At 70.1% G+C, this 25,311-nt stretch carries 18 protein-coding genes and 1 pseudogene; 7 read left to right on the top strand and 12 right to left on the bottom strand.

Annotation, left to right across the window (positions count from 1 at the left end; all coding sequences use genetic code 11):
* The first annotated feature begins 71 nt into the window (after positions 1-71).
* The gene (locus ACWDYJ_RS12935) at positions 72-617 is read left to right on the top strand and encodes a toxin-antitoxin system, toxin component (protein ID WP_451565558.1); all 546 of its coding nucleotides are present in this window, start codon (positions 72-74) and stop codon (positions 615-617) included.
* Entirely contained in the window at positions 617-1,891 is a 1,275-nt protein-coding gene (locus tag ACWDYJ_RS12930) for a DUF6545 domain-containing protein (RefSeq protein WP_451565557.1), read from the top strand. The genes ACWDYJ_RS12935 and ACWDYJ_RS12930 overlap by 1 nt, the downstream gene beginning before the upstream one ends.
* Before the next feature lie 54 nt (positions 1,892-1,945).
* Here ACWDYJ_RS12930 and ACWDYJ_RS12925 read toward each other — a convergent pair whose 3' ends face one another.
* Positions 1,946-5,314 carry an ALF repeat-containing protein gene (locus tag ACWDYJ_RS12925; RefSeq protein WP_451565556.1) on the bottom strand — a complete coding sequence of 1,123 codons (3,369 nt, stop codon included), beginning with the start codon at positions 5,312-5,314 and terminating at the stop codon, positions 1,946-1,948.
* Between the two features lie 605 nt (positions 5,315-5,919).
* On the opposite strand from ACWDYJ_RS12925, the gene ACWDYJ_RS12920 reads away from it, so the two are divergent.
* The 3 genes from ACWDYJ_RS12920 to ACWDYJ_RS12910 all read left to right on the top strand — a co-directional run bounded on the left by ACWDYJ_RS12920 (position 5,920) and on the right by ACWDYJ_RS12910 (position 10,763).
* The gene (locus ACWDYJ_RS12920; RefSeq protein WP_451565555.1) at positions 5,920-6,444 is read left to right on the top strand and encodes a hypothetical protein; all 525 of its coding nucleotides are present in this window, start codon (positions 5,920-5,922) and stop codon (positions 6,442-6,444) included.
* 116 nt (positions 6,445-6,560) lie between these two features.
* Positions 6,561-8,204, top strand: a complete 1,644-nt coding sequence (locus ACWDYJ_RS12915) for a trypsin-like serine protease (protein ID WP_451565554.1) — start codon at positions 6,561-6,563, stop codon at positions 8,202-8,204.
* A 576-nt stretch (positions 8,205-8,780) separates the two neighbouring features.
* Complete coding sequence (locus tag ACWDYJ_RS12910; RefSeq protein WP_451565553.1) at positions 8,781-10,763, top strand: SpoIIE family protein phosphatase; 1,983 nt, start codon at positions 8,781-8,783, stop codon at positions 10,761-10,763.
* Positions 10,764-10,797: 34 nt separating this feature from the next.
* Here the strand turns inward: ACWDYJ_RS12910 and ACWDYJ_RS12905 are convergent, their stop codons facing one another.
* The 3 genes and pseudogenes from ACWDYJ_RS12905 to ACWDYJ_RS12895 all read right to left on the bottom strand — a co-directional run.
* Entirely contained in the window at positions 10,798-11,943 is a 1,146-nt protein-coding gene (locus ACWDYJ_RS12905) for an ABC transporter substrate-binding protein (RefSeq protein WP_451565552.1), read from the bottom strand.
* 122 nt (positions 11,944-12,065) lie between these two features.
* Positions 12,066-14,900 (bottom strand): SpoIIE family protein phosphatase, encoded by a 2,835-nt coding sequence (locus ACWDYJ_RS12900; protein ID WP_451565551.1) that lies wholly within the window; start codon positions 14,898-14,900, stop codon positions 12,066-12,068.
* A gap of 110 nt (positions 14,901-15,010) precedes the next feature.
* Positions 15,011-15,190: pseudogene (locus ACWDYJ_RS12895) on the bottom strand (DUF1326 domain-containing protein); the annotation flags it as partial.
* A gap of 368 nt (positions 15,191-15,558) precedes the next feature.
* Between ACWDYJ_RS12895 and ACWDYJ_RS12890 the strand changes: the two are divergent.
* Positions 15,559-16,182: a DUF1326 domain-containing protein gene (locus ACWDYJ_RS12890; RefSeq protein WP_451565550.1), complete on the top strand. Its 624-nt coding sequence runs from the start codon at positions 15,559-15,561 to the stop codon at positions 16,180-16,182.
* 100 nt (positions 16,183-16,282) lie between these two features.
* On the opposite strand, the gene ACWDYJ_RS12885 is transcribed toward ACWDYJ_RS12890, so the two are convergent.
* Positions 16,283-17,113 (bottom strand): DUF2182 domain-containing protein, encoded by an 831-nt coding sequence (locus tag ACWDYJ_RS12885; protein ID WP_451565549.1) that lies wholly within the window; start codon positions 17,111-17,113, stop codon positions 16,283-16,285.
* Between the two features lie 180 nt (positions 17,114-17,293).
* Positions 17,294-17,656 carry a hypothetical protein gene (locus ACWDYJ_RS12880; RefSeq protein ID WP_451565548.1) on the bottom strand — a complete coding sequence of 121 codons (363 nt, stop codon included), beginning with the start codon at positions 17,654-17,656 and terminating at the stop codon, positions 17,294-17,296.
* Between the two features lie 280 nt (positions 17,657-17,936).
* Here ACWDYJ_RS12880 and ACWDYJ_RS12875 point away from each other — a divergent pair, with 280 nt between their 5' ends.
* Positions 17,937-18,125 carry a hypothetical protein gene (locus ACWDYJ_RS12875; protein ID WP_451565547.1) on the top strand — a complete coding sequence of 63 codons (189 nt, stop codon included), beginning with the start codon at positions 17,937-17,939 and terminating at the stop codon, positions 18,123-18,125.
* 197 nt (positions 18,126-18,322) lie between these two features.
* Here the strand turns inward: ACWDYJ_RS12875 and ACWDYJ_RS12870 are convergent, their stop codons facing one another.
* Genes ACWDYJ_RS12870 through ACWDYJ_RS12845 form a run of 6 tightly spaced genes read right to left on the bottom strand, consistent with a single transcriptional unit; the run spans position 18,323 to position 25,302 of the window.
* Positions 18,323-18,754 carry a hypothetical protein gene (locus ACWDYJ_RS12870; protein ID WP_451565546.1) on the bottom strand — a complete coding sequence of 144 codons (432 nt, stop codon included), beginning with the start codon at positions 18,752-18,754 and terminating at the stop codon, positions 18,323-18,325.
* Positions 18,751-19,461 (bottom strand): vWA domain-containing protein, encoded by a 711-nt coding sequence (locus ACWDYJ_RS12865; protein WP_451565545.1) that lies wholly within the window; start codon positions 19,459-19,461, stop codon positions 18,751-18,753. Before ACWDYJ_RS12865 ends, ACWDYJ_RS12870 begins: the two co-directional genes overlap by 4 nt.
* 31 nt (positions 19,462-19,492) lie before the next feature.
* Positions 19,493-20,662 carry a protein kinase domain-containing protein gene (locus ACWDYJ_RS12860; RefSeq protein WP_451565544.1) on the bottom strand — a complete coding sequence of 390 codons (1,170 nt, stop codon included), beginning with the start codon at positions 20,660-20,662 and terminating at the stop codon, positions 19,493-19,495.
* The gene (locus ACWDYJ_RS12855) at positions 20,659-21,741 is read right to left on the bottom strand and encodes a serine/threonine protein phosphatase (RefSeq protein ID WP_451565543.1); all 1,083 of its coding nucleotides are present in this window, start codon (positions 21,739-21,741) and stop codon (positions 20,659-20,661) included. The genes ACWDYJ_RS12860 and ACWDYJ_RS12855 overlap by 4 nt, the downstream gene beginning before the upstream one ends.
* A gap of 38 nt (positions 21,742-21,779) precedes the next feature.
* Complete coding sequence (locus tag ACWDYJ_RS12850) at positions 21,780-23,066, bottom strand: hypothetical protein (RefSeq protein WP_451565542.1); 1,287 nt, start codon at positions 23,064-23,066, stop codon at positions 21,780-21,782.
* Positions 23,067-23,076: 10 nt separating this feature from the next.
* The gene (locus tag ACWDYJ_RS12845) at positions 23,077-25,302 is read right to left on the bottom strand and encodes a hypothetical protein (RefSeq protein WP_451565541.1); all 2,226 of its coding nucleotides are present in this window, start codon (positions 25,300-25,302) and stop codon (positions 23,077-23,079) included.
* Between the last annotated feature and the right edge of the window lie 9 nt (positions 25,303-25,311).

Below are 25,311 nucleotides of genomic sequence, written 5' to 3'. Positions count from 1 at the left end.
ACGAGTGCCGTGCGGCGTTCGAAGGCTCGAAGAACGGTGCACGGCAAGGGATGCGTCCGGGTGGGGAAGACATGTGGGACGCGGTGGGAATTTCGCGCGCGATGAAGCGCCATCGGGACGAACTGTTCGCGGGGGTGTCACGTCCGGCCGGGCAGGATCCGCATGAGCTGTTCCGCGCGATCTGCGCCTATCTGACGGAGCGCGGCGGCCGTGAGGTCCGACTCATGCTGGAGCCGTTCCCCGCTGACACGGTCAGCGGGCTCTGGCTGGACTTGGGCGACCACGAAGTGGTCGTGGTGGAGAAGAACACCCCGCCCATGCACCAGATGGTGATACTGGGACACGAGCTGTGGCACCGCCAGGAGCGCCGGTCCGGTCAGCCCGGCAGTGCGGCCGGCAGGGCCGCGGCCGCCCGTATGCTCGGCAACCAGTGGAGCATCGGTGACGCGGTCACCCATGTCGCGGCGCGCACCGACTACAGCGTGGCCGAGGAACGGCGGGCGGAGAGGTTCGGCCGTCTGCTGGCGGCGAAGTTCCGGCCGTTCCTGCTCGGCAAACGTGGCAGCACACCCCCCGACGATCTGGTCGGCCGTATCTGGGCATCGCTGGAGGGCTGATGACGCACGAAGGCGCCAGCTACTACGTTCCCGCCACCGTACTGGGCACGGCCCTGCTGGCGAAGTCGCCCGCACTCCTGCGGGGGTGGCGCAGCCCGACGGTCCGGACGGTGAACCTTCTGCTGTTCCTGCCCTGCGTGGGCTTGATCTTCTCCTCGGCGCCGACCATCACCGCCGTCAACCGGCTTACCGGCATCAGCAATCTCTCGGCCCTCCTCGTCCACTGCATCATGACGGCCTATTCGTGCGCCTCTCTGGTGCTGCTGGACTACTGGAGAGGGGGATCGGGGAACGCCCGTACGTGCCGGCGCGTGCGGGTGTGGAAGATCGGCTGCGGCGTCGTGATCGTGACGCTGGTGGGGCTGTTCGCCCTGGGCGACGTTCCGGTGGAGCGTCCCCGGGACTTCGACACCTACTACGCCACCGCCCCGTTCATCAGGGAAATGCTGGTGCTCTACCTGCTCGCGTACGTTGCCGCCGGCGTGGCCACGGCCGTCGTGTGCTGGAACTGGATATTCGACATCGACCGCAGGACGGCACTCGAGACGAAGACGGCGGTCGACAGATCCTTGCGGGTCGGCCTGCTCGTCCTGGTGCTCGCGGCCTTGGGCAACATCATTTTCGGCTCGTTCAAGCTGACCGCCATCGCTGCCCGCTGGGCGGGCCGGGACTGGGACGCGCTGAACGACGGCCTGGCGCCCTTCATGTCGGTCAGCGGGATGATGATCGGTGTCGGGCTCCTCGTACCGGCCTACGGACCCGGACTGATCGACCGGGTGTGGAACCCGTTGATCGGCATCACCGCCCTGCGCCCCCTGTGGCGTCTGGTCCGCCAGCCGGGGCCCACCCCCAGGAACGCGGTGTTCCTTCCCCCGCCTTGGTACGCCGGACCCGAGCAGGTCCTGCTCTACCGGATGACCACGATTCACGACTGGATGCTCGAACTGTGCGTCTACTGCACGGACGAAGTACGTGAGCTGGCCTACCAGCGGGCGAAGGAGAACGGGGCCCCGGAGCGCGAAGCCGTGGCCGCCGGCCTCGCCGCCATGTTCACGGCAGCAGCCGGCGACCGTGCGCGCAAGTCACCGCCGCGCACTGAGCAGAGCGCCCTCGCGGTAGCCGCCATGCGGTCGGCGGAAGCGCAGGACCGTGACCCGCTGGTGTCGATCTCCCGGGCCCTGGCGGCGGCACCCGGCCGTGGCGGCCGGCGCCGGCCGTATCGGCGCGCGCGCACACGAGGCACGGACGAGAATGCTCCGGTGCTGATGCCCTGAGGAGCCGGCGGCATCTCTGCCGTCGGCCCTCAGGGTGTTTCAGTACGCCACCGCTCAGTGTGCGGTCAGCCGGTTGACGATCGCGCTGAAGCCGTCATACGCGGCACTCGTGAGCTCCCTGGCGACGTGCGGGATGTCCTTCGCCACCTTGGCGATCACCCTCGCCTTCCCGAAGGTGATGAGGCTGAGCCCTGCGATCATGACGGACCTGCGGAACTCCTCGCTGTCGAATCCGTAGCCCATCCCGGTGTAGAACGCGGTCGCGAAGTCGAAGACGACGGCGGTCACACTCAGGACGAGTGCATACCCCTCCAGATACATGGCGGCGGGAATACCGGCTACGGTCATGCCGGCGCCCACACCGGCGAGACCGGCCACGACGCTGCCCACGCCGACGTAGAAGGCCATTTCATGGCTGCGGTGGGCGGCGTCCTTCCACTCCGACGTGGGTACACCCCACCTGACCTCGTCGTGCTCGGGGGCGTCGGCCAGGTTCGTCCTGGCGGCCTCGGCTGCCGCCATCACTTCCGCGGCCAGCTCGGCCTCTGCCCTGTCCTGCGCCTCCCGCTTGAGGACCGCCTCCAGGCGAGCCGCGCCGGCCGCGCCGGCCGCCTCTGTTTCGTTCTTGCCCGCCAGGATCGCGGAGGCGCGGGCCTGAGTCGCCCACGCCTTCGCGTTGGCGGCGGAGGTGAGCGCGGTGCGAGCGGACTTGATGGCCTGGTTGGCGGAGTAGTTCGCCGAGCGGGCGGCGAAGCGGGCGGTGGCCGCTGCCTGCTTCGCCCGGTCGGCCGAGGCCTGCGCGTTGCGGGCGGACGCTTCGGCCTGGTCCGCGTACGCGTTCGCCTGCTGAGCGGAGGCGGCGGCTCGAGTGGCCGCCTGCTGGGCCTTCCCTGCCCACATCTCCGCTTCCGCGCCGGCCTTGCGAGCCGTGGCCGCGGCCTCCTGGGCGCGGGCGGCATCCTCCTGCGCCTTGTCGGCGATCTTCGCGGCCGCGGCGATGGCACCCTGCATGGCCGCGACGTGGGTGGCGAAGTCGTGGTCCAGCTGCGCGGTCTCGTACTGGACGGAGGCGATGAACTTACGGCGCATCCACGCGGGACCCTCGAGAGCTGCCTGGACATGGGCCTTGGTGTACGGACCCGCGGTCTGGAGGAGGGTCGCGGTGGCCACCGCGTCGTCCTCCTGCTGCGCCTTCTCGTACGTGACGGCGAGGAACTTGTGCAGCGCCTCGGCCGTTCCGGCGTCCAGCGCCGCGTTGGCCGCCTCGGCCACCGCGCGGCCGGGCTTCTCGGCCAGCACACGGACGACCACGACACGGTTGTCCATGGCCGCCGCCTGGATGGCACCGGTGCGGAGGAACGTTGCCGCGGCGTCGGGATCGCTGCTCTTCAGCGCCGCGGTCGCGGCGAAGGCGACCTTCGAGGGGGAGACCCGGGCGAGGTGGACGGTGGTCTCGCGGTCGTCCTGCCGTTGTGCGATCTGCCGGTCGCTGTCGACCCAGGCGTGGACGTCCGCGTCCGTACCGGCCAGGGCGAACTGGGCGGCCTCCCGGGACCAGATGCCGTGGGAGTCCATGACGGCGAGGGCCGCCTTGCGGCCCACGGCGGCGGCCGCTGCCAGGTTCCCGGCGCGCAGCGCCGATTCGGCCTGCGCGATGAGGTCCTTCGTCGCCTGGGAGGTCTGCTCGGCCTGGCTGCGCTTCGCCTCGGTCTCCGCCTTCCAGCGGACTTCGGCCTGGGCGAATATGCGCATTTCCTCGATGGCCCGCTGCGTTTCGTGGTCCAGCCGCTGCTGTTCGGCCTCGCGCGCGTCCTTCTCCACCTTGATCGCCTGGATAACCGCGTCCGTGGCCTTGTCGGCGGCCTTGGTGGCCTCGTTGGCGAACTCGGTGGACTTGTTCGCGTAGTCCACCGCCTGGCCGGCGTACGTGACGGCCCACTCGGCGGCGTCCGCGGCCTTCTCCGCATGGGCGGCCGCACTGTAGGCGGCGTTCCGGGCGTTTCGCGCCGCCGTCGCGGCCGCGCTCGCGAGAGCCTGCGCCGTTCCGGCGGCGTTGGTGGCGATCCAGGCGTTCGTGCTGGCGATCCGGGCCTGACGTGTGGCTTCCGCGGCCTCCGACTGGGCCACACCGGCCGAACTCTCCGCGGACCTCTGGGCAGCCTCCGCCGTGGCTGCGGCCTGGCGTGCCGCGCCGGCGGCATTGGCGCCGATGTCAGCGCACTTCTGCGCGGCGTCGGCGGCCTGCTCGGCCTGATCCGCCGTGGCGCGGACCTTGGCGGCGATGTTCCGGGCGAAGACGGCGGCATCCTTGGCCTTGCCGGACAGAGTGGCGTTGTTGGAGGCGTCGATAGCCGCCCTGTACGCCCGTGACGCGGCGGTGCCCGCGGCGGCCGCCGCCTGGCTCGCGGCCATGGCGGCGTTCGCGGCGCGACGGGAAGCCTGAATGGCGGCATGGGCGGCGTTGGTGGCCATCCGCGCCGCGTCGGACGCTCCCTTCGCGGCCTCGGCCGCCTTGCGGGCCGCCTGGGCTGCCTTCACGACGTCATTCTCCGCCAGGCGGGCCTCGGCCTCCGCGGTTTCCGCGGCTTCCTTGGCCTTGGCCGCGGCTTCCACGGCCCGGGCGCAGGCCTCTTCGGCCTGCTTCGTCTTCGCTTCGGCCGTCTTGCCCTCCCGTTGGGCGACGGCGACGAGTTCCTCGATCTTGGACCGCTCCTGATCGCGGGCGCGGGCGATGTGCTGGCCGGTGTCGAGGAACCATTCGACCTCGGTTTCCGTGCCCGACAGGGCCCTGTTGGCGTACTTCTGCACCTCCGGGCCCGCCAGCATCAACAGCTTGGAGGCCTCGACGCGCATGTCCTCCAGCCGGGCCGTGAACTGGTCCGTGGTGAGGAACTTCTCCAGCGCGGCCGGGGAGCCGTCGGTGAGGGCGGCGTTGCCGGCCTTCGTCACGGCCTTCCCACTGGTGGCCATCACCGTGGCGGTGGCGACCCGCAGGTCCTCCACGTGGGGGGACTTGAAGCCGCCCGCGAGGAACGCGGAGATGGCGGAGTCGCCACCGTTGAGCGCGGCGGTCGCTTCACGACGGGTCCCCTTGCCGGCCACCGCGAGGCTGTTCAGGAGCGCGGCGCGGTTGTCCACGGCGGTTTCCGACGCAAGTCTGACGGCCAGGAAGTTCTGCACGTCGCCGTCGGACCCGGTCAGCGCGGCAGCGGCGGCGGCACGAACGGCCTTCCCTCCCAGCACCCATGCCTTGACGACCTTGGCGCGGTCGGTGTCCGGCAGGAGGAAGGGGTCGTCTTGCGGAGGCGCTGCCTCGGCCCAGGCTGCCGTGGGGTTGAGAACGAGGCTGGAAGCGGTGACGACGGCCGTGGTGGCCGCGATGGCGCCGAGAATGCGCCGCCTACTCCAATAAATGGTGTCCAAAACGGTCCTTCGCAATCGGCGCATGGCACGCCGCAAAAGAGTGCGGCGGGTCCAGGGCGGCAAGGTGTGAGTCGCGTTTCAATCGCCGGACCATGGAACGCATTGCGAGGTCCGAGAGGCGCGCAGCATGACCCTACGCGGCGACACGCCGCTTTGGCTAGACGGTAGATGATGGAGAATCAACTTCTATTTATGGTGCCCGATCTGACGGCCTGCACGAAGGCGCGGACTGGCTGCCCAAATCGGACATAAGTTCCCTGAGTGGCACATACTCCCTGGTCGGCACCTCGGCTTCGTGTGAGTCAAGTCACTTACTCCAGAGGCCCGTCGGAGTCGTTCGCTGCACATGAGCCCACCCGTACGGCATCTGGTGAACGGAGGTCTTCGCGCTGCTGTCAATGCGGGAAAGTTGACTGACGGGCTCTCATCTTCGTTTTCCTGGACTTGATTTCTGCTCGAGGTGTGCGGTTAAGATCCCGGAGGAAGTTGGGGGCTTCCAAGGAGAGAACACCCGTCTTTGGTGCACCTCTTGTTGGTTGGACATGAGCCTTCGCATCCGTATGGCACTTTCCGGGCAGCGCCCGGAACTGAAGACTGGGGTAGGGATGAAGGCACGCAAGAAGCTCGTCCGCACAGTGGCCGCCGCCACGGCCGCCGGCGCGCTGGCATGGCTGGCGATCACGGGCGCCAACGGTGCCGCCGCGGGCGGCACCGCCACGGACGCCGCCGCGATGAAGTCCATCGCCGAGGAAGGCCCGGGCTACGCCATCGAGGACTTCGGCTACCCGAACGCCGACAAGATCCTCGCCGAGCGGAACATCACCCTCAAGCGCGGTGACGGCCACATCCTCCTCGCCGACTGCGCGAGCGCGACCGACCTCATGGAGATCTGGTCCCGCGCGAACGAGAAGATCTGCTTCCGGGTCACCGGAACCAGCGGCTACCTGACTCTGGAGATCCCCTCGGTCTTCGCCGTCAAGGGCAACAACTACTCCGCCCAGGTCGACATGAAGGTCGGCGAGGAGGAGAAGACGTGGGACGTGAACAAGAACTCCTGGACCGCCGTCGGTGAGAGCGCCGACGAGCAGGGCCGCGAGTTCATGCTCATGGAGATCCGGACCACCACGTAACGCCTGTACGGCACTGGCAGGGGTCAGCCAGCACCGCCGACAGGAACGGCGGTCGGACACGCGTCCGGCCGGTACTCGATCGCTTCCCCACGCACCTGTTCACCGAAGGAAGAACCATGCTCGCACTCCGTACGCGCCCGGCGCGGATAACCGGTCTGCTCTCCGCCACCGCGGTCGCCGCAGGCCTGATCTCGGCCGCCCCCGCCCTCGCGGTGGCCGGCCCGGAGGCTCCGGCCGACACGTACAAAGCCGTCGTGAAGCTGAACATCGGCGACGAGGCCAACTCCCGTGCCTGCACGGCGACCCTGCTCGACCAGAACTGGATCGTCACGGCCGCCAGCTGCTTCGCGGCCACCCCCGGTACGGCGGTCCCGGCCGGCAAGCCGGCGCTGAAGTCCATCGCCACGCTGTCCGACGGCCGGGCTGTCGAGGTCGTCGACCTCGCACCCCGTACCGACCGTGACCTGGTCCTGGGTCGCCTGGCCGGCGCCGCCACCGGTCTCCCGGGCGTCCGGATCGCCCCCGCGGCCCCCACGGCCGGCACCGACCTCACCTCGGCCGGGTTCGGACGTACGAAGACCGAGTGGGTCCCCGACGAGCTCCACACGGGCACCTTCACCACCAACGCCTCCGACGCCGGCACCCTCACCGTCACCGGCAAGGGCACCGACGTCCTCTGCAAGGGCGACACCGGCGGTCCGCTCCTCAACGCGGCCGGCCAGCTCGTCGGCGTCAACAGCCGCTCCTGGCAGGGTGGTTGTCTCGGCGCCCCCGCCACCGAGACCCGCACCGGGGCCATCTCCGCGCGGGCCGACAACCTGAGCGCGTGGGCCGCGGAGGTCCGCTCGCTGACCGCCGGCTGGAAGACCGAGGCCGTCGTCCAGGCGGGCACCTCCCTCTACCAGGGCATCCGCCTGGCCGACGGATCCTGGACCGGCTTCACCGACGTCCAGTCCAAGGCCGGGGACATCGGCGGCGTCCGCACGGCCACCGTCGCCGGGATCAACGGCGACACCCATGTGGTGGCGCTCGGCAGCAACGGCCGCGTCTACCACACCATCCGCAAGGCGGACGGCGCATGGCTGACGTTCGGAGACGTCGGTGCCGAGGCCGGCGTACTCCCCAACGTCACCCAGGTGTCCGCAGTCTCCACCGGCACCGAGATCCAGGTGGTCGCGGTCTCCAACGGCAAGGTGTTCCACACCCTGCGCCGCGCGAACGGTACCTGGGCCCCCTTCGGTGACGTCGCCTCCGTGAGCAGCCCCATGAGCGGTGTGACCTCCATCGCCACCGCCAACACCGGGGGCCAGCTCCAGATCACCGCCGTCACCGGCGGCAAGGCCTACCACACCCTGCGCGACACCGCCGGCTCCTGGACCGTCTGGGGCGACGTCGCCCAGGCAGCCGGCGCCACCGGCCCGATCACTTCCGTGGCCATGGCCGGCAGCGGCAGCACCGCCCACATCGTCCTCGCCACCGACAACGGCACCCGTCAGTACCACGCCATCCGCGCCGACACCGGCGTCTGGAGCACCTTCAAGGAGCTGACCGCCCACCTCGGCGGCATCACCGTCAAGTCCGTGGGGGCGGCCGGCGTCGACCATGACGTCGAGATCGCCTTCACCACCAGCGACAACCGGGTCGTGCACACCACCCGCAACAACACTGCCCGCCTCTTCACGAACACGGTCACCGTGCCCACGATCCAGGGCATCGCCGCCACCCCGCTCGGCTCCATCGCCCTCGCCGGCACGCTCTGATACCGAGCCCGCTCTCCGCACCCGCCCACCCGCCCCTTGTCCCCCTTCGGGGGCGGGTGGGCGGGCACAGCCGTGCCCGGACTGTCCGGCCGTGAACAGGCCACCACGTGAGAGGGCCCGGTGAGGCCCCCATTCACCTACGCCGGGGCCGGTCCACCTGGACGTACGGCGGCTGCGGTGCCTGGGGTTCGGACACCTCAATCGGCCAGGCGGTCCTCTTCCACGCGGCGACGGCTGGACAGATCAGCGGCAGTTCGGTCGAGGTGGTGGTTCCGGGCACCAAGCCCCGGCTCGCGGTCTGCCAAGGGCCCGCTCGCCGGTCGCCACACCTTGGCCCGCAGCGTGCACCTGTCCCAGCCGACGGCGACCCACCGCACCCTGATCGCCGGCGGGGGCGGCTTTCTCGGCTCGGTCCTCGCCAGGGCGCACTTCGCGCCGCGGAATGCCCATGGTGTCCGGATAATGGATGGATCGGCGAGTGGAAGGGGACATCTCGTGCCATCGGCTCCGCCGGGGGGCGAGAAGGCTCACGGCCCGTTCTGGTCCGAGCCGGGGGTACTGCTCCAACATGTGCCCGTGGCCGTCTTCGGCATCGATGACGGCGATCTCGTCTGTTACTGGGGGCCCGGCGCGAGGGACCTCTTCGGGTACGACTCCGCCGCGATCCTGTCGAAGCCAGGCGCCCTCCTCTTCGCCGACCCGCCCCCGGGCGCCCCCGATCCATGCGCCTCGCTGACGGAGCGCGGCCGGACCCAGGGGTACTGGAGGGGGCGGCTGACGGCACGGCATCGTGACGGCACGGTCTTCGACTGCGGCTTCCGGGTCTTCTCCATGACCGGAGCCGGAGGACCTTCGATGGTGATGATCCTGGCGAGCCGTAGCGACGAGCTCGATCGGGTCAAGACCAACCTCGCCTTCCTCGACGCCCTCTTCGAGACCTGCCCCATCGGCCTGGTCATGCTCGACCCGGACCTCCGCTACGTCCACCTCAACCAGGCGCTCGCCGATATGGACGGCCTCCCGATCGAGGCGCACCTCGGGCGGCGCATGGACGAAATCATGATCATGTCCGACGGCGGCGAGTACCGGCGCATGCTCCGCGGCGTCGCCCTGGGCGGAGCGCCGGTGGTGGGGACGCTGGTGGGTGTGCGTCCACGGGGGCATCCGGACAGTGACCAGGTGCGGTCGGTGAGTTTCTTCCCCCTGAGTCAGGCGGTCGGCTCGCGCCCCGGAGTGGGTGGGCTGATGGTGGATGTGACCGACCGGGAACAGGCCATCCTGGAAGCCACCGCCAGCCGTCGACGGCTGGCTCTGCTGGACGGGGCCTCCACCCGCATCGGGACCACCTTGGACGTGAACGTCACCGCCCAGGAGCTGGTGGACGCGTCAATGCCGGATTTCTGCGACGGCGCCGTGGTCGAAGTCGTGGAGTGGATGGACGAGGCGGAGGACTTTGACCCGGTGCGGCCGCTGTTCACCCGCCGGATCGCCTCCGGGACGATCCTGCCCCCTCCGGCCATCGAGCTGGTGAGCGGGGTGGAGACGGTGCGTTACCCGCCCGGCTCCGTCATCCACGACATGCTGAGGACCGGTCGTGCCATCTCCGCCGTGGTGAACGAAGAGTTCCTGGCCCGGACCGTCCTCGTCGAGGCGCGCGCACGGCTCCTGGTCGAGAGCGGGGTGGCCTGCGTCCTCGTTGCCCCGCTCATCGCCAGGGGCACGGTCCAGGGAATCGCCATGTTCGGCCGGTCCGCGGGCCGGCCGGCCTTCACCCGGGACGATGTCAGCCTGGCCAGTGAGCTCGCCTCACGGGCTGCGATCTGCCTGGACAACGCCCGTCTGTACAGCCGCGTCCAGGACATCGCCCTCACCCTGCAGCGGGCGTTGTTGCCCAGCGCGTTGGCGACCAGCCCGTACGTGGACGTGGCCCACCGGTACGTACCCGGCGGTCGGATCACCGAGGTCGGCGGCGACTGGTACGACGTGATCAACCTGCCGGAAGGCCGGGTCGTTCTCGTGGTGGGTGACGTGATGGGGCACGGGGTGTCGGCCGCCGCCGCCATGGGCCGCCTTCGTATCACCACCAAGGCTCTGGCCAGGCACGACAGCGAGCCCGATGACCTCCTCACCGAGCTCGACGCGTGCGCCCAGGAGGCCGGTATCGAGCTGGCGACGTGCCTGTACATCGTCTACGACCCGAAGAGCGGACACGCCCGCATCGCCAGCGCCGGCCACCCCCCGCCCCTGGTACTCCGGCCGGACGGCACAGTGGAGACCCTCGACGACGTCCTGGGAGTCCCTCTCGGCGTCGGCGGCTGTCCTTTCCGGACGATCGAGATCGAACTCCCCGGGAACGCGATTCTCGCCCTGTACACCGACGGCCTGATCGAGACACGTGGCGGGGACCTCGAGGCCGGCCTGAAGGCATTGCGCGCCGAACTGGTCGGAGCGCCGGCGACGTTGGAAGCCATGGCGGACCGCATTCTCGCGAGCCTGCTACCCACCCCGCCGGCCGACGACACGGTTCTCGTCCTCGCTCGCGTCCGCCGGGCCCCTTGAGGCGGTATCGCGTTTTGGTCCGAAGGGGCGGTCCTCAGCCCGGGACGGCCTCGGCCCAGCCGCGGTTGACGGTCCCTCTCGCCTTCTCCGTCTGTGCCTCCGTCGGGAACGTCGGCGTGCCCTCGACCGTCGGCAGTTTCTCGGCGGCGGCCTTGTCGAGGGTGCCGTCCTTCTCCATGGCGTCCATGAGGACGGGGCGTGCATAGGCGCCGAGCCGGATGTTCTGGCCCTCCGGGCTGAAGACGTACTCCTGCCACAGACGTGCCGCCGCGGGGTGCGGGGCGTCCTTGTTCACCCCGTCCGCGTAGTACTCGGCGAAGCTGCCGTCGAAGGGGATGGCGGTCCGCCAGTCGACGTCCGTGCCCTTCTGGCGGAATTCGTCGGCGTATCCGAGGTTGAGGAAGTCCCAGTCGATGCTGATCGGGGTCTGGCCCTTCGCGATCGTGGCCGGGGTGGATGCGACCGGGTTGAAGTTGCCGTTCTCGCTGAGCTCGGCGAAGAAGTCGATGCCGGGCTGGATGTCGCCGAAGGAACCCCCGTTCGCCAGGGCCGCCGCGTACACCCCGGCGAAGGCGGAGCCGGACTTGGTGGGGTCGCCGTTGAGCGCGACCTTGCCCTTGTACTCGGGCTTGCGCAGGTCGGCGAAGGTCGCGGGGCAGGTCTTGACGCGCTTGGCGTCACAGCCGATCGAGATGTAGCCGCCGTAGTTGTTGTACCAGCGGGCCCGGTGGTCCTTCTGCTCCTCGGGGATCTCGTCGTACGCGGCGACCTTGTACGGAGCGAGCAGGTCCTGCCGTGCCGCGGACTGCGCGAACGAACCCCCCACGTCGATCACGTCGGGGGCGCGGCCTTCGCCCCTGTGCTCGTTCAGGGCGTTGATCTCGTCCTGGCTGGTACCTTCCGGGTTCTCCACCACGACCCTGATCCCGTACTTCTTCTCGAAGCCGTCGATCAGTGCGCCGTAGTTGGCCCAGTCCCTCGGGAGCGCGATCGTGTTGAGCGAGCCCTCTTTCTTCGCCGCCGCGGTCAGTGCCGCCATGCCGCCGGCGTCCGCGGCGGAGGTGGCCACCGCGGGTGCTCTGGGCGCGGCGGTGGGCTTGTCTCCGCAGGCGCTGAGGGGCGCCGCCGCGAGGGCCAGGCAGGCGGCGACGGAGGCTGTCCGGAGACGGCGTACGGGCACGAAGGCTCCATAACGGGCGGTCGCGTACTGATCGAGGCCAGCGTACGTTCGGCGGCCTCGGCAGCGCAGTCCCAGACAGTGGTGTCCGCGGTCTTCCCCGCGACTGCCGTACCGGCGCGTTCTCAGAACCCCTCGTCGTCCCACCCGGCCAGGAGCGCCTCCCCGAGATCCATCGCGGGCGGTGCGGCCCCGTCGTGGAGGGCCTGCTCGCTCCAGATGATCTTGCCGCGGGCGGTGTAGCGGGTGCCCCAGCGCTCGGCGAACTGCGCGACGAGGAACAGGCCGCGGCCGCCCTCGTCGGTGACCTCGGCCCGGCGCAGGTGCGGGGAGGTGCTGGACCCGTCGGAGACCTCGCAGATGAGGCTGCGGTCGTACAGCAGCCTCACCCGGATGGGCTCGGTGCCGTAGCGGATGGCGTTGGTCATCAGCTCGCTGAGGATGAGTTCCGTGGTGAAGGTGATGTCCTCCAGGCCCCAGTCCGCCAGTCGGCGGGCGCAGGCGTTGCGCACCGGGGACACCGCCGCGGGGTCGGGCGGCACGTCCCACTCGGCGATCCGCGCGGGGTCCAGTCGGCGGGTGCGGGCCACCAGCAGCGCGACGTCGTCGAGGGGCCTGGTGGGCAGCATCGCGTCGATCACCGCGGTGCAGGTTTCCTCCGGGGTGCGGGCGGGCCCGGCCAGGGCGGCGCGCAGCGCTGCCAGGCCGACGTCCGGATCGCGGTCGCGGCTCTCGATCAGCCCGTCGGTGAAGAGCGCCAGCCGGGAGCCTTCGGGCAGGGTGACCGTCATGGTCTCCATGGGCAGACCCGCGCCCAGGCCCAGCGGCGGGGAGACCGGCACCTCGGGGAAGGACACGGTTCCGTCGGGGCGGACCAGAGCGGGGCCCGGATGCCCGGCGGTGGCGGCCGTCACCTGCCCCGAGACGGGATCGTAGATGGCGCACAGGCAGGTGGCTCCGGTGATCCCCTGCCACTCCTGCTCGTCGGTGTCGATGTGGGCGACCAGCTCGTCCAGGTGGCTCAGGAGTTCGTCCGGGGGCAGGTCCAGGGTGGAGAAGTTGTACACGGCGGTGCGCAGGCGGCCCATGGTGGCGGCGGCGTGGAGACCGTGGCCGACGACGTCGCCGACCACCAGGGCCACTCGGGCGCCGGGCAGCGGGATGACATCGAACCAGTCACCGCCCACCCCGGCCTGGGCGGCCAGATAGCGGTGCGCGACCTCGACGGCGGACTGTTCGGCTACGCCCCGGGGCAGCAGGCTGCGCTGCAGGGTGACGGCCATGTTGTGCTCGCGGGTGTAACGGCGGGCATTGTCGACGGACAGTGCCGCCCGGGCGGTCAGCTCCTCGACGAAGGACACATCTTCCTCGTCGAACGGCGGGGAGTCCTGCCCCCGCCAGTAGCCGGCCATCCCGAGCACCACGCCCCGGGCCCGCAGGGGCACGACGATCAGGGAGTGGATGCCGCGGTCCAGGATCTGCAGGGCGTTGGCCTGGTCATGGGCCCGCCAGCGGTGGGTGGCGCGCAGGTCCGCCTCCAGGACCGCATGGCCGCCGGCCAGAGCGGCGGCCATGGGGCCGGTGGGAGCGAACCGGATCAGCTCACCGACGGGGGAGAGCGGGTGGTCGCCCTGGAGGCCGACGACGGCGGTGCGGCGCATCTCGGTGCTCGCTTCGGGCGGCTCCTCGCCGCGCAGTACCGGGTCCAGCAGGTCGACGGTGACCACGTCGGCGAACCGCGGGACCACCACCTCCGCCAGTTCCTCCGCCGTGCGCTCCACGTTCAGCGTCGTTCCGACCTGCACCCCCGCGTCGTAGAGCAACTTCAGCCGCTCGCGGGCCACCTCGGCCCTGCCGGAGAGTGCCCGCAGCTCGGTGGTGTCCCGCAGCGTGACGACGGTCCCGGCCTTCCCGTAGGGGGCGGTGGGCCGGATGTTCACGGCCAGCAGCCGATCGGCTGCCATGTGCAGCTCGTCGGTCGCGGAACGGCCCGATGCGATCGGATCGGCGAGCCCCTCCTCCAGACCCAGGTCCGTGACGGGCCGCCCTTCCGCGTCCACCGGCAGATCCAGCAGCCGCCGCGCCTCGTCATTGGCCAGCAGGAGCTGCCCGCCGCCGCCGACGATCAGTACGCCCTCTCGCACCGCGTGCAGCACCGCGTCGTGGTGCTCGTACATCCTCGTCATCTCGGCCGGCCCCAGGCCGTGGGTCCGGCGCAGCAGCCGACGGCTCACCAGAGCCGTCCCGCCCGCGGACAGGGCGAGCACCGCGGCTGCGCTGCCGAGGACGACCGGCAGCTGCCGGTTCACCACGCTCTGGACGTTCTGGACCGTGACCGGGGAGGAGACGATGGCGACGACGCGGCCGTCGGAGTCCTTGACGGGGACCACCGAGACCACGGACTGGCCCAGGGACCCTTCGAACGTCTCGGTGAAGGACATGCCGGCCGCCGCCTTGGAGAAGGGGCCGACGACGTGCTTCCCGATCTGCCGCGGGTCACTGTGGGTGAGGGTGACCCCGTCGAGCGTGTACACGTTGATGCCGTCGACCCCGGCGATCTTCCGGGCCGCCTCGGCGCTCGGCTGGAGCACCGCGCTCGGATGGGGACCGCGCAGAGCCGCGACGATTCCCGGCGATTCCGCGAACGTTCCGGCGGCGGCGAGCGTACGGTGCCGGGCGTCCAGCATGCCGGCGCTCCGGGCCTGCACCACGAGCGCCACCACCGCGGCGGCGACGAGAAGCACCACGACGGCCAGCTGCAGGAGGAACACCTCGCCGGCCACGCTGCGCGCGCTCAGCAGGGAGGACAGACGCTGCGGCCGCCGCGCCCTTCCTCTGGGGGGCCGGGGGTGCTCCTGATGCTCCTGGTGGTGTCCTGAGCGGGGACGCCGAGGGGGAGGGGAAGAGCTCGTGGCCGAGCCGAGCAGCCGACGCCGGACATGTCCAAGGAGGTCGCGCATACTCCATTTTCTAACCTCTATGGGCCGTCGGCAGCGGGGAGCGACGGTCGCCGAGCGGTAGCGCGGAGGCGGTCACCCGCTGCCCGTGGCCTCTGCGAACGCTGACCTCGGTCGGGGCCTGTCCAGTCGAAGGTGATGTGCTTGCTGGACTGGCCCTCCCGGCTCCAGTGGAAGCCGAAGGCATGGGCACGGTCCGCCGTGGAGCGGCCCCAGGTCGCGACCTGTCCCGGCCCGGTCTCCGAGCCCGGCAGGTTGGTCGACTGGACCCGCGCACCCTCGGGCATGGTCGGTGCGGGTGAGTGCGTTCTCCTCCCTCTGCCACGTGGGCAAGAGCCGGGCGGCCCCGAGCGCGGCCCGCGAGCGCGCCTCCGGACGAGGCATGGGGTGATCTGTACACCCTCCATGGACACCTCTAGCCTTGAAGGAGAAGGACTCCCTGGGACGGACATCTACCCGCGGAGTAGGTCGATCATGGAGGCTCGCACCGTACGAAGGTGCAGCGGGGCGTCCTGTGACGCCGTCGCCGGGGGCAGCTGCGTTCTTGTATTTCCCGGTGTGGTGGCTCCGCCGGCCGCACGTTCCCCACCAACCGCTCTCGACGCCCAGCGTCGTCCGCGCCATCGGACGACGGTAACCGTCAAGGCCATCGGGAGCAGTCATGACGTGGAGTATCTCGGGCAACTACCTGGCGGGTTGCTCATGCGCGGTGGTGTGCGGCTGCGCCGTCGACGCGAAGCCGCACGACCCGCAGGGGCGTGAGGAATGCCTCGGGTGCGCCGCCTTCCATGTGGAAGAAGGACGCTTGGACGATGTGGACCTGTCCGGGGTGGACTTCGTCCTCTACAACCACTTCCCCTCCAACCTCACCTCCGGCAACTGGAAGGTCGCATTCGTCATCAACGAGGGGGCCACCGACGAACAAGCCGATGCGCTGGAACGCATCGTGTCCGGGCGCGAAGGCGGTGCGTTCGGCGAACTTTCGCAGTTCTACGGCGAAATCCTGGGCGTGGAGCGGGCGAGCATCTCGCTGTCCGACGGTGAGACGCCGCGACTCAGCGTCGCCGGGAAGACCGAGCTCGCATTCGAACCGCTCAGGGGGCCGGATGGCGGGCCCACGACGATGAAGAACGCGATGTTCGGCTTCGCTCCGGAATTCACGCTGGGCCGCACCACCGGTAGCTCGAATGCCTTCGGGCTGTCGTTCGACGGTGCGTACGGCGAGGTCTCCGACTTCGCCTTCTCCAGCGAACCGCTCGCGGGTGCGCCGACCGGACGGGGCTGATCCGAGCGCGCGACAACGCGCGCGACAACCGGTTCGTTCCAACGCGGGAGGAAGCCGTGCAGGCCGCCTCCCGCAGTGGGCGCGCCACTCGCTCATCGTTTCAGCCGGACATGTGGTCCATCGGCCCCATCGGCGAACCGGATGGCTCCAGGCCGGGCAGCAGCCAGTCCTGGAACGGGGCGAGCCCGGCCAGGACGAGGAACACGAGGCCAACGGCCCAGGCGAGCCACGGTCCCTGCCGCCAGAGTTTCTCCAGGAAGATCACGGCCGCCAGTCCTGCCATCACGGCCACGTTCATGACCCCGAGCGGGATCATGATGATCATCAGTCCCCAGCAGCAGCCGACGCAGTAGAGCCCGTGGTGCGCGCCCACCCGCAGGTCCTTGGCCCAGGGCCGGAAGCGTGAGTACTGGAGAAGCTGGAACATCGGGTTGCGGCAATGCCGCAGGCAGACCCGCTTCAGCGGCCCGAACTGCTGGACCGCCGCGAGGAGGAACACAGCGGCGCCGATCCAGCGGCCCGTCCCGGGATCCCGGTCCACCAGGTGCCCGGCCGCGGCCAGGGCGCCGTAGGCGAGCAGCCCGAATGCGGTCCACGCGAGGAGATAGCCGCCCACGAACTCGGCGATCCGGAGCACGCGGGCGGATCCCGCCGAACGGCGGTTGATCCCGCGCACCCACGTGATCGCGACCGGTGCCACCGAGGGCAGCATCATCGCCGCCATCATGACCACCCACAGCAGCAGGAAGAGGGGAAGTGCGAGGCCCATGGTGCCGGGCTCCATGCCCATGTGGCGGGACTGCTGCGTGGTGAGCACCCATGCCAGGGCGGCCAGCAGCACCATCAGGAACCAGGCGACCGCCAGGTCACGCGCGGGCAGCAGAACCCCGGGCCGCGTGGGCGCCGGCGGGGACAGGCGTAGATGCGGCATGCAACGCCTCCCAAGGACGCGAGCCCTGGCCGCCCCCGGCGCCCATGCCGATGGCGGTGGTGACATCTCCAGCAGATCACAGAACCGGAGGGGCCAAAACCCGGAGATTGCCCTGCTCCCGGATCAGCGGTGCCGAGGCTAATTCCAAGGGACTGGCTCGCGAACCTGCAGCGGCGACCGTCAGGACGGGGATGGTTCCGGGCTGAGGGTCTCGCGGCCGATCCGGTTGCCGTCTCGGTAGATCGTCACGGTGTCCCCGTCGATGCGGTAGCTGTACGGATCGTTGCGCGCCTCGAAGCCGCTCGTGGTCTCCTCGGCGGGCATGGCGATTCCCGGCTCGCGGTGGTCGCTGAACTCCCCGTAGTAGTACAGGCGTCCGCCGCTCGTCCGGCAGAGCGTGATCTGCTTGTTCTCCGTTCGAAACGCCTTGACCAACTCCGCCCCGTCCCCGGCGGGGATGGCCTCGGCGATCCGGCCGGGGCAGGCGGCGGCCGTGGGCGTCGTGCCGCCGGAGCCCGAGCCGGCACCGTCACCATCCGACATCAGGAACCCCTGGCAGCCTCTGGCCAGCATCGGTAGCAGGAACATCATGACGAACAACCCGACACAACCCAGGGCGCAGCCCTTGCCCTTACCGGACCGCTTCGGAGGCCGGTAGGAAGGAGGGCGGTACGGAGGGGTGTACGGCGGGGCCGGGGTGGGCGGCGGAGGGGCAGGCGCGGTGGACGCCGGTGTGTACCCGCCGGACGCCGAGGGGTAGAACACCTCTGCCGGCTCGCTGCGGGGCGGCACGATGGGCCGGGACCCCACCGTGCCGCCGGGCATGGCGGGGCTCGAAGTCGTCTTCCTGGTCGTTGTCTTCCTGGGGACCGTCGTCTTCTTCGCGGTGGTGGGTCCGGCCGGGGCCGATTTCCTTGCGGCGGGTTTGCGCGGTGACGGCTTCTTGGGGACAGCCTTCCTCGAGGCCGCTTTCCAGCCGGTCGCGCAGCCGATACAGCTCAGATCGTCCTGACCATTGTTCGTACCGCACTGGGAGCAGTTCCAGTCGCCCGACGGTCGGGCGGGGGACGGTTTGCGCGCGGGCGGCCTGATTCGTTCCGTATCGCATGCCTGACATGCTTTTGCGGCAGGCACGTTGTAGACGTCGCATGCCGTGCAGCGCCAGTTGGCCCCGGCCACCGTCGCTCCCCCTTTTCCTGTCTGAGCCTGTCAGGGCGCCGGTTCTGTCATGATCCGGTCGAAGATCTGCCCGTAGAGTTCCTCGGAGTCCGCGTTCGTCGGCCCTGTGATCCAGTGCTGGCTGTCCCGAGGAATGCGGCTCACGGTGTCCTCTTGGCCGCTGTCCTCCGCCGGCCCGACGATGCCGTACGTGGCACGAACCTCCGTCACGAACCGTACGGCTGAGGCCGCGTACTGGACGGGAACGTCGACCCGTACCATGACCATCCCGCTCGCCCCCTCGCCCGCCCCCTCCGGCCGGAACTGGAAGATCAGCTGCACTTCGCCCTGCTGGCCATGAGCCCTGCTGTGCAGCGAGGCGCAGCGTGCGACCGACACCTCCAGCACACCGAAGCGGTGCCAGTTGAAGAGGAAGGTACCGTCGGCCAGCTGCACCGATGCGCCCGGGAGGTCCAGGTTCACAGGCTGTTCGCGATCGTCTCGATGATCTCGTCCATCTCGAATTCCTCCAGCCCGGCGCCGGCCTTGGACTCGAAGTGCAGGGTCAGGTCCCACTCCTCGGCGATCGGGTCCTGCCACGGCGCTCCGTCCGGAGCAAACAGCACCAGGCGCTTGGCGGACTGCTCCATCACCGCCGTCTGGCTGCGTGCGTAGCCCCACTGCTCGAAGAGCTCGTCCATGCTGCGCGGGATGCCGACCGGATAGCTCTGAGCCGACGTACCGACTGTGCCGAGGGGGTGGGCGGAGGCGTCCGTGAACATCACGATGACGTGTCGCCGACGGTCGAGCCCTTTCTCCCACGGCGAGTTGATCGCGAGCGCGAGCGCTTCGAGACCTGACTCCGGAATGTCGCCGCCGCCCCCGGCGTCGATGCCCCGCACGAACGTCTCGAAGTCCTTCGACTGGTCGGGCAGCACCAGGAAGCCGGTCTGCTCGATGGCGTCGTCGGCGTTGTCACCGAAGTCGCGGAAGGCGATGACCTTCAGCCGCAGTTGGCTGATGGCCTTGCCCTTCTTGGCCATCACCTCGTTGAGCCGGTCGTGGAACTGGAGCGCGCTGGTCTTCACCGTGTCCAGGACCGGAAACATGCTGCCTGTTGCGTCGATGCACAGCACGATGTCGACCGCATACTGCAGGTTGCCCTGGTACTGGTCACTGTTGCCGTTCATGGGTTGTGTCTCCTCGAGGATCTCGAATGGCTTACGAGGTGCGGCGGCGGTCGCCGAAGTTGATGCGGACCCGCGATGTCCGCCCGGCGGCCGGCGCCGCACTTTCGCCCTTCGCCGTCCCGGCAGGCGGTGAAGGGGGTGTGGACGAAGGCGGGGGTGTGGGCGCGGGCACCGTGCCGCGGCGGAGGTTGGTCCTGATCCGGCTGGTCCGGGTGACGGTGTCGTCAGCCACCCCGGGCTGCGGACCCGTCGGACCCGGCACCTGGGCTTCCGTCCCCATCGGCTTGGCCGTACCCGGGCGCCGGTGTACGAGGGCGCACACCTGCGGGTCGGCGAGCGCCTTCAGATAGGTGACGATCCGCGGCCGGTTCCTCGGCACGGGAGCGGTCATCGCCCGGATGAGCCCCTGCATGGAATCCGAGAGCCGCGGGTCCAGGGTCAGCGCGTCTCCCGCGGATACCGCGTCGGCCGGGGACCCGTACCGCGCGCTGTGTCCCGGCAGCGCGCCGGTCAGGTAGTAGTGCGTCATCAGGCCCAGCGCGAAGATGTCGACCGCCGTCGTCAGATGCTCCGGTTGGACAGCCTCGTCCTCCTGGACGTACCGGCGCCACTCCGGTGCCCCGTACAACGAGTCCCCGGCAACGTCCTGGCGGCCCGGCGGACTGCCCGATACGTACGAGTCGTCGAAGTCGATCAGCTTCGCCGAGTAGAACACGACTCCGTCGCGCTTCTGGATCAGCACATTGAGCGGCTTGAGGTCGCCATGCACCACGTCGATGTCGTGGAGCAGCTGGAGGCTCAGTGCCAGAGTCTTCAGCAGCACCGCCTTCTGCCGGGGCTCCAGTGCCTGGGGCTTCTCCAGGCTGGAGGTGTCGATCCGCTCGGTGACCTTGTAGTACGTGCTGCCCTCGTGGAAGAAGTCCGTGGCCAGCACCAGATTGCCGCCGCCGCGGGCGTCCGGGCGCAGCCGGTTCATGATGCCGCGGTGCCGGTCCTCGAACTCCTGGCAGACTTCGAGCCGGATCCGCTGGCTGACGGCACTCGCGGTGGACCCCTCGCGCGGACGCTTGGGTTCGAGGAAACGCTTCAGGAAGTACTGATGACCGTCCTTCTCGGCGAACGCCCACATGCATTTGCCGCCGTTGGCGTTGGTCGGCTCGCTGACCAAACGGTATCCCGCGATCTCATCACCCTGCTTCATGCCTGCTCCTCCTCCGGCGTCGGCAGGTATGCCTCGTAGCCGGTGCGGTAGTGGTGCCAGGTGCCGTCCTGCCAGGCCCGTACGGCAGACGCCGGATCCGCGCTCGTGGGCCGGTTCGTCCGGCAGAACCCGGCGATGAACTCCTTCCGCGCGGCGAACGCGGACCGCAGACGCGCGAAGTCCTTGTAGCCGAGCGCGATGAGGCCGAGCGAGGCGTCATCGGCGGTATAGCCCTCCACGTTCCGGCGGATCAGTTCGGCCCACTCCGTCTCACAGTTCGCGTCCTGCAGGGTGGACAGCAGGGTGTTCTCGAAGTCCGCCGGGGTGTGCACGTACCCGAAGAACCCGTCCGTGGCCGTCAGTAGTACACAGGGCAGCGGGAACTCGAACGGGTGCTCTTGGACGAAGAAGTCACGGTCCGCACAGACCGTGTTGGTCATCGGCGGATCCGAACGCAGCAGTTCCAGCGCGTCGCTCACCTCGGTGTGGTCCCGAGTCAGTACCTGGAGCCCGGCTTCCGGGTCCAGCAGATAGGCGCGCGAGTCCCCGGCCCACAGAGCCCTGCCTTCCAACGCGTTTCCCGGCCGCAGCCGGAATTCGACGGCGGCCAGTGTGGTCGGCAACTGACGCCGCATCCGGCCCACGATTTTGCTGCGCCGCTGCGGGGCTCGCTCGTGGAAGAAGTCCAAGTACTCCTTGAGGTGTTCGGGATCGGCTGCTTCTCCTGTGGTGGCCACCTCCTGGAACCAGCAGTCCATGGCGAGCCGGGCGACGCGTGACCCTACCCACGCGCCCGTCCGCTGCTCACCGTCCGGGGCCTGCCAGGCGGGCGAGGAACCGGAGCCGCCCGAACCGTCGAAGACGCCGATCAGGCCCCGTTGTTTCGTCAGGTGGTACGAGAGGAGCGGCTCGGCGTCTTCGCCGCGTCCCGGCACCCGCTCCGTCCATACGCCGATGGTGTGGAGCCCGGAAATGCCGCTGCCCCAGGTCGTACGGGGGGCGGGCTGGGGTCCCGGCGCGTGGGAAGCGGTCGGCTGCGGTGGTGAGGAGGGCGGGGCGACCGGACCGCGGCCGATCATGCGGGTCCAGTCATCCTGGGGGCCCTGGCGCAGTGGAGTCATGTTCGCTCGCCGCCGTCCGTGCCGTGCTGCCGCTTCGCCGTGCCCCGTACCCGGCTCACCCGCCTGGGCTGCTCGGCCGCCGGGGTGCCGGCGTCGTACGGGCGTTCCGTTCCGGAGGGGCGCGCGGGGCCGGACACTCGTGAGGGCTTGGCCGTGCCGACCGTACCGGAGACCGGTCGGTCACCGGGGGGCCGTGCCGCTCCGCCTGCTTCCGGCCGCCTCGGCGGTGTCGTGGGCGGTACCGGTTCGTCTTCCGGCGCAGCCGTCGACCCCGGCGTCACCACCTCGCCCCGCAACGGCATCCTCCCCGACGTCCGGGGCATTGCGGCAGGCGACGTGCGCCCGCTGGGACCCGCGCCCGACGACGGACGGTCCGCGTCCCCCTCCGGCCCGGTGACCGAGGGCAGAGGGTCGCGTCCGGAGGACAGAGTCCCTCGCAGGCGTCCTCGCCGCGCTCCGCCGAACGGACCCTCCTCGCCGCCGAGAATTCCGTCGATCACGGCTCGCTCGAGCTCCGCCTGCTCGAACGGCTCACGGTCGGCATCTCCCCGTTCCAGGACCATGCGCAGGGCCTGGAGACGCGCCTCCCGCTGCTCGGCCTCGCTCTTCTCGATCCAGGCGAGTGCGGCGCGCGGGCCCTCCCTCTCCATGATCTCGGCGATGACGCCTTCCACGCCCTCGTCCCGCATCAGCTCCAGATGGCGTCGGCGCCGCATGCCGTCGAGCCGGGTCTCCCGTACGACATCGCGGAACTCCCGCCCGCTGGTGGCGATCTCGTCCTCGTCGACGAGCAGTTCCACATGAAGGCCGCGCAGCAGTACGGCCGAATCACCCGTGAAGCCACTGAGTGAAGCGTTCAAGGCCCGCTCCGCCTGGTGAAATTCAGCGACGTCGTATTCCCGTGCCACCTCTCGGAGCATCTTGCGCAGGTGCCCGTACAGTGCTCCGCTCATGTCCCGGATGCCGCGCCTGACGACCTCGGCCGGACGGGCGACCCGGCAGACGAGATCGACCCTGCTGCGGAACGAGAAAGTGGCGTCCCTGCTGAGTACCGGGATGTCCAGGATCAGCCGGTGCTCTGCGAGATCGACGGTGTACACGCTCTGGTAGGAACCGAACCGCGCCGCCGGAATCTCCTCGCCCGGCAGGATCGTCAGAGCGGCCCCGCTGTCGGGCACCAGGACGAGCGCGCGCCCCGGGGCCGGGGGCCGCAGCGGGTTGACGAGCCGCCAGCGCGGCACGGGCTGGCAGTCCAGCACAGGGTCGTAGGTCAGTTCCGTCACCGTACTCCTCTCACAGCTCAAGGGTGCGGGCCAGATCCTCGGCACACGCGGAGGGACGTTCCCGGTCGTCGGCCCACTTCGTCAGCCACCAGTGCAACCGCTCCCGGTGCTTGCCCGGGAGACGTGCGATGTCGAGCACCAGGGTGCGCAGGGAGGCCGGAGCCCCCGGGCACGAGTCTGCGTAGGTGTCGATCCATCCGCGCAGGGCCGCCAACGCCGGCTCCTGCACGGGTTTGCGGGCCAGTGCCCGCCCCCACAGCTCGGCCAGTGCCCGGCGGTGGTCAGGCAGCGCACTCAGGAGCAGCGGCACGCCGTCGACGGATCCCTCCGGTGCCGCTCCGCCAGGCATGGCCGAGGTGTACGGCGTCGAGGCGGCGAAGACGAACGCGGAGAGCGTCTTGAGGACCATCGGCGACTGGTCCTGCGGCTGAGACCAGTGGAGGTAGGCGGTCAGTACCTCCTGCGTGCGCCCCTGGTGGAGCAGGTGTACTCCGCCCCAGGCGACCGGGGTCAAGGTGCCCCAGTCGTCCCCCCGGTCCAGAGCGCTGCGCAGCACGCCCAGGGCTCGGTCCGGGGCGTCGCGGCCGAAGAGCCCGCCGACCGCGGTGGCGGCGGTGCTCGCGAGCCGCCGCTCGTACGCCGAGTGGCCGCCGGCTGCCCACTGGTGCAGCAGCTCCCATACCGGTTCGGCGGTGGCGGGAGTCGATCCGGCCACGCCGATGGCCGTTGCCGCAGCCTGCCGCACCGGCCACGAAGTGCTGCCGGCCCAGGACTTCACGAAGCGGTACACCGCGTAGTGGTAGTCGGCCCGGGCAAGTACCCCGCTCGCGACCGCCGCTTGGGCCCTGACCTCAAGATCGGAGTGGCCCAGCAGCTGCCGCAACCACTGGAGCACCGCTTCCCGACGCCCGTCCAGCGTGGTCCACGCGTAGGTGAGCACCACGTGGCGTACGAGCGCACTGCGAAAACGCACCCCGGGAGATCCGGGCAGTTCCCCCGGTCCGGGGAAGACCAGCTCGATCCAGGGCTGGTCCTGCTCCATACGGTCCCGGAAACGTACATCCGGCGGCGCCGGTTCCTCGGGCGACAGGGCGCGGCGGAGGCGGAGCGCGGCATCGGCGACGGTGAGGTATCCGCTGCCCTCCAGCACGGCGGCCGCGAGTGCGAAGGCGATGGCCTCCGGCTCATGATGGGTGCGGAACCACGTGTAGACCTGATCGCTGGGGTCACGTAACGAGGCGACGGCCGCTTCCAGATCGCCTTCGGCTGTGATCACCGAAGCCAGCCGTACCGCGTGGGCAGCCATCGGCTGTTCCCGCAGAGCGGTCAAGGCGCCCGAGGCGTTCAGCAGCGTCATCAGCTCGGCCCGGCGGTCGGGACCAGCGTCGTGCCCGAGTACCCGGCGCTCGAGCACGGCGAGTGGATCCACCGGACGCAGCCCGTGCCAGGCGAGGTCGTCGCTGCCGGGGCCGGATACCGCCACTTCGATCTTCGGGTCGCCGATGAGCACGAGATGAGCCCCGGCAGCCCGGAGCTTCGACGCGGCGCCAACGAGGCCACGAGCCGAAAGCCCGTCGGGGCAGCCGTCCAGTACGGCGATGCAGGCGCTCCGCTCGGCCGGGGGTTCCCAGGCGGGGGAGATGATGGACGCAGCGTCGAGGAGACGGTGACAGCCGCCGTCCGAGGAGCTGTTCAGTGTGAGCGCCTCGGCGAGCAGGTTGACGGCAGCGGCCGTCCGCCCGCTACCGGGCGAACCGGTCAGCACCAGCAGATGCCGGCTGCACAACGCGTCCAGCGCCTCGTCGTAACGCTCCGGCTGTACGTAGAGATCCGTGTACTCGGCGATCTCATCCTCGGTCAGTGGCACCGTACCTGTGGATCCGCGAGAGGCCGACGGTCCGCGCCCGCCGCCGAAGTTGAATCCGCCGCCGAAGCTCACCGTGTCGTTGAAGAGCGCCAGCGTGCCGATTCTGGTCCCGGACGCGTCCGCGTTCAGCCGCTCGGCGATGCGGTCCGCGATGGCCCCGGCGCGCAGTGCCTCGGCCCTTTCGGCCTCGCCCTCCCCGCCACCCGAGGCCAGCGACCGCAACGCGTCCGACTCACTGACAGGGCCGTCCTCGTCCGCTGTGCTGTCGGTGGCGGGCGACCTGCTCGTCCCGGGCGCCGGGTCTTCCGGGACGGGCCCGGAGTCACTGGTTGTGCGCACCGCGTCGTCCGGCAGCGGTTCTTTGCTCATGAACGTTCA

This window comes from Streptomyces sp. NPDC003042, assembly GCF_053591315.1.
The sequence above is the reverse complement of the archived record's forward strand: the minus strand, read 5'-3'. Positions and strand labels throughout refer to the sequence as shown.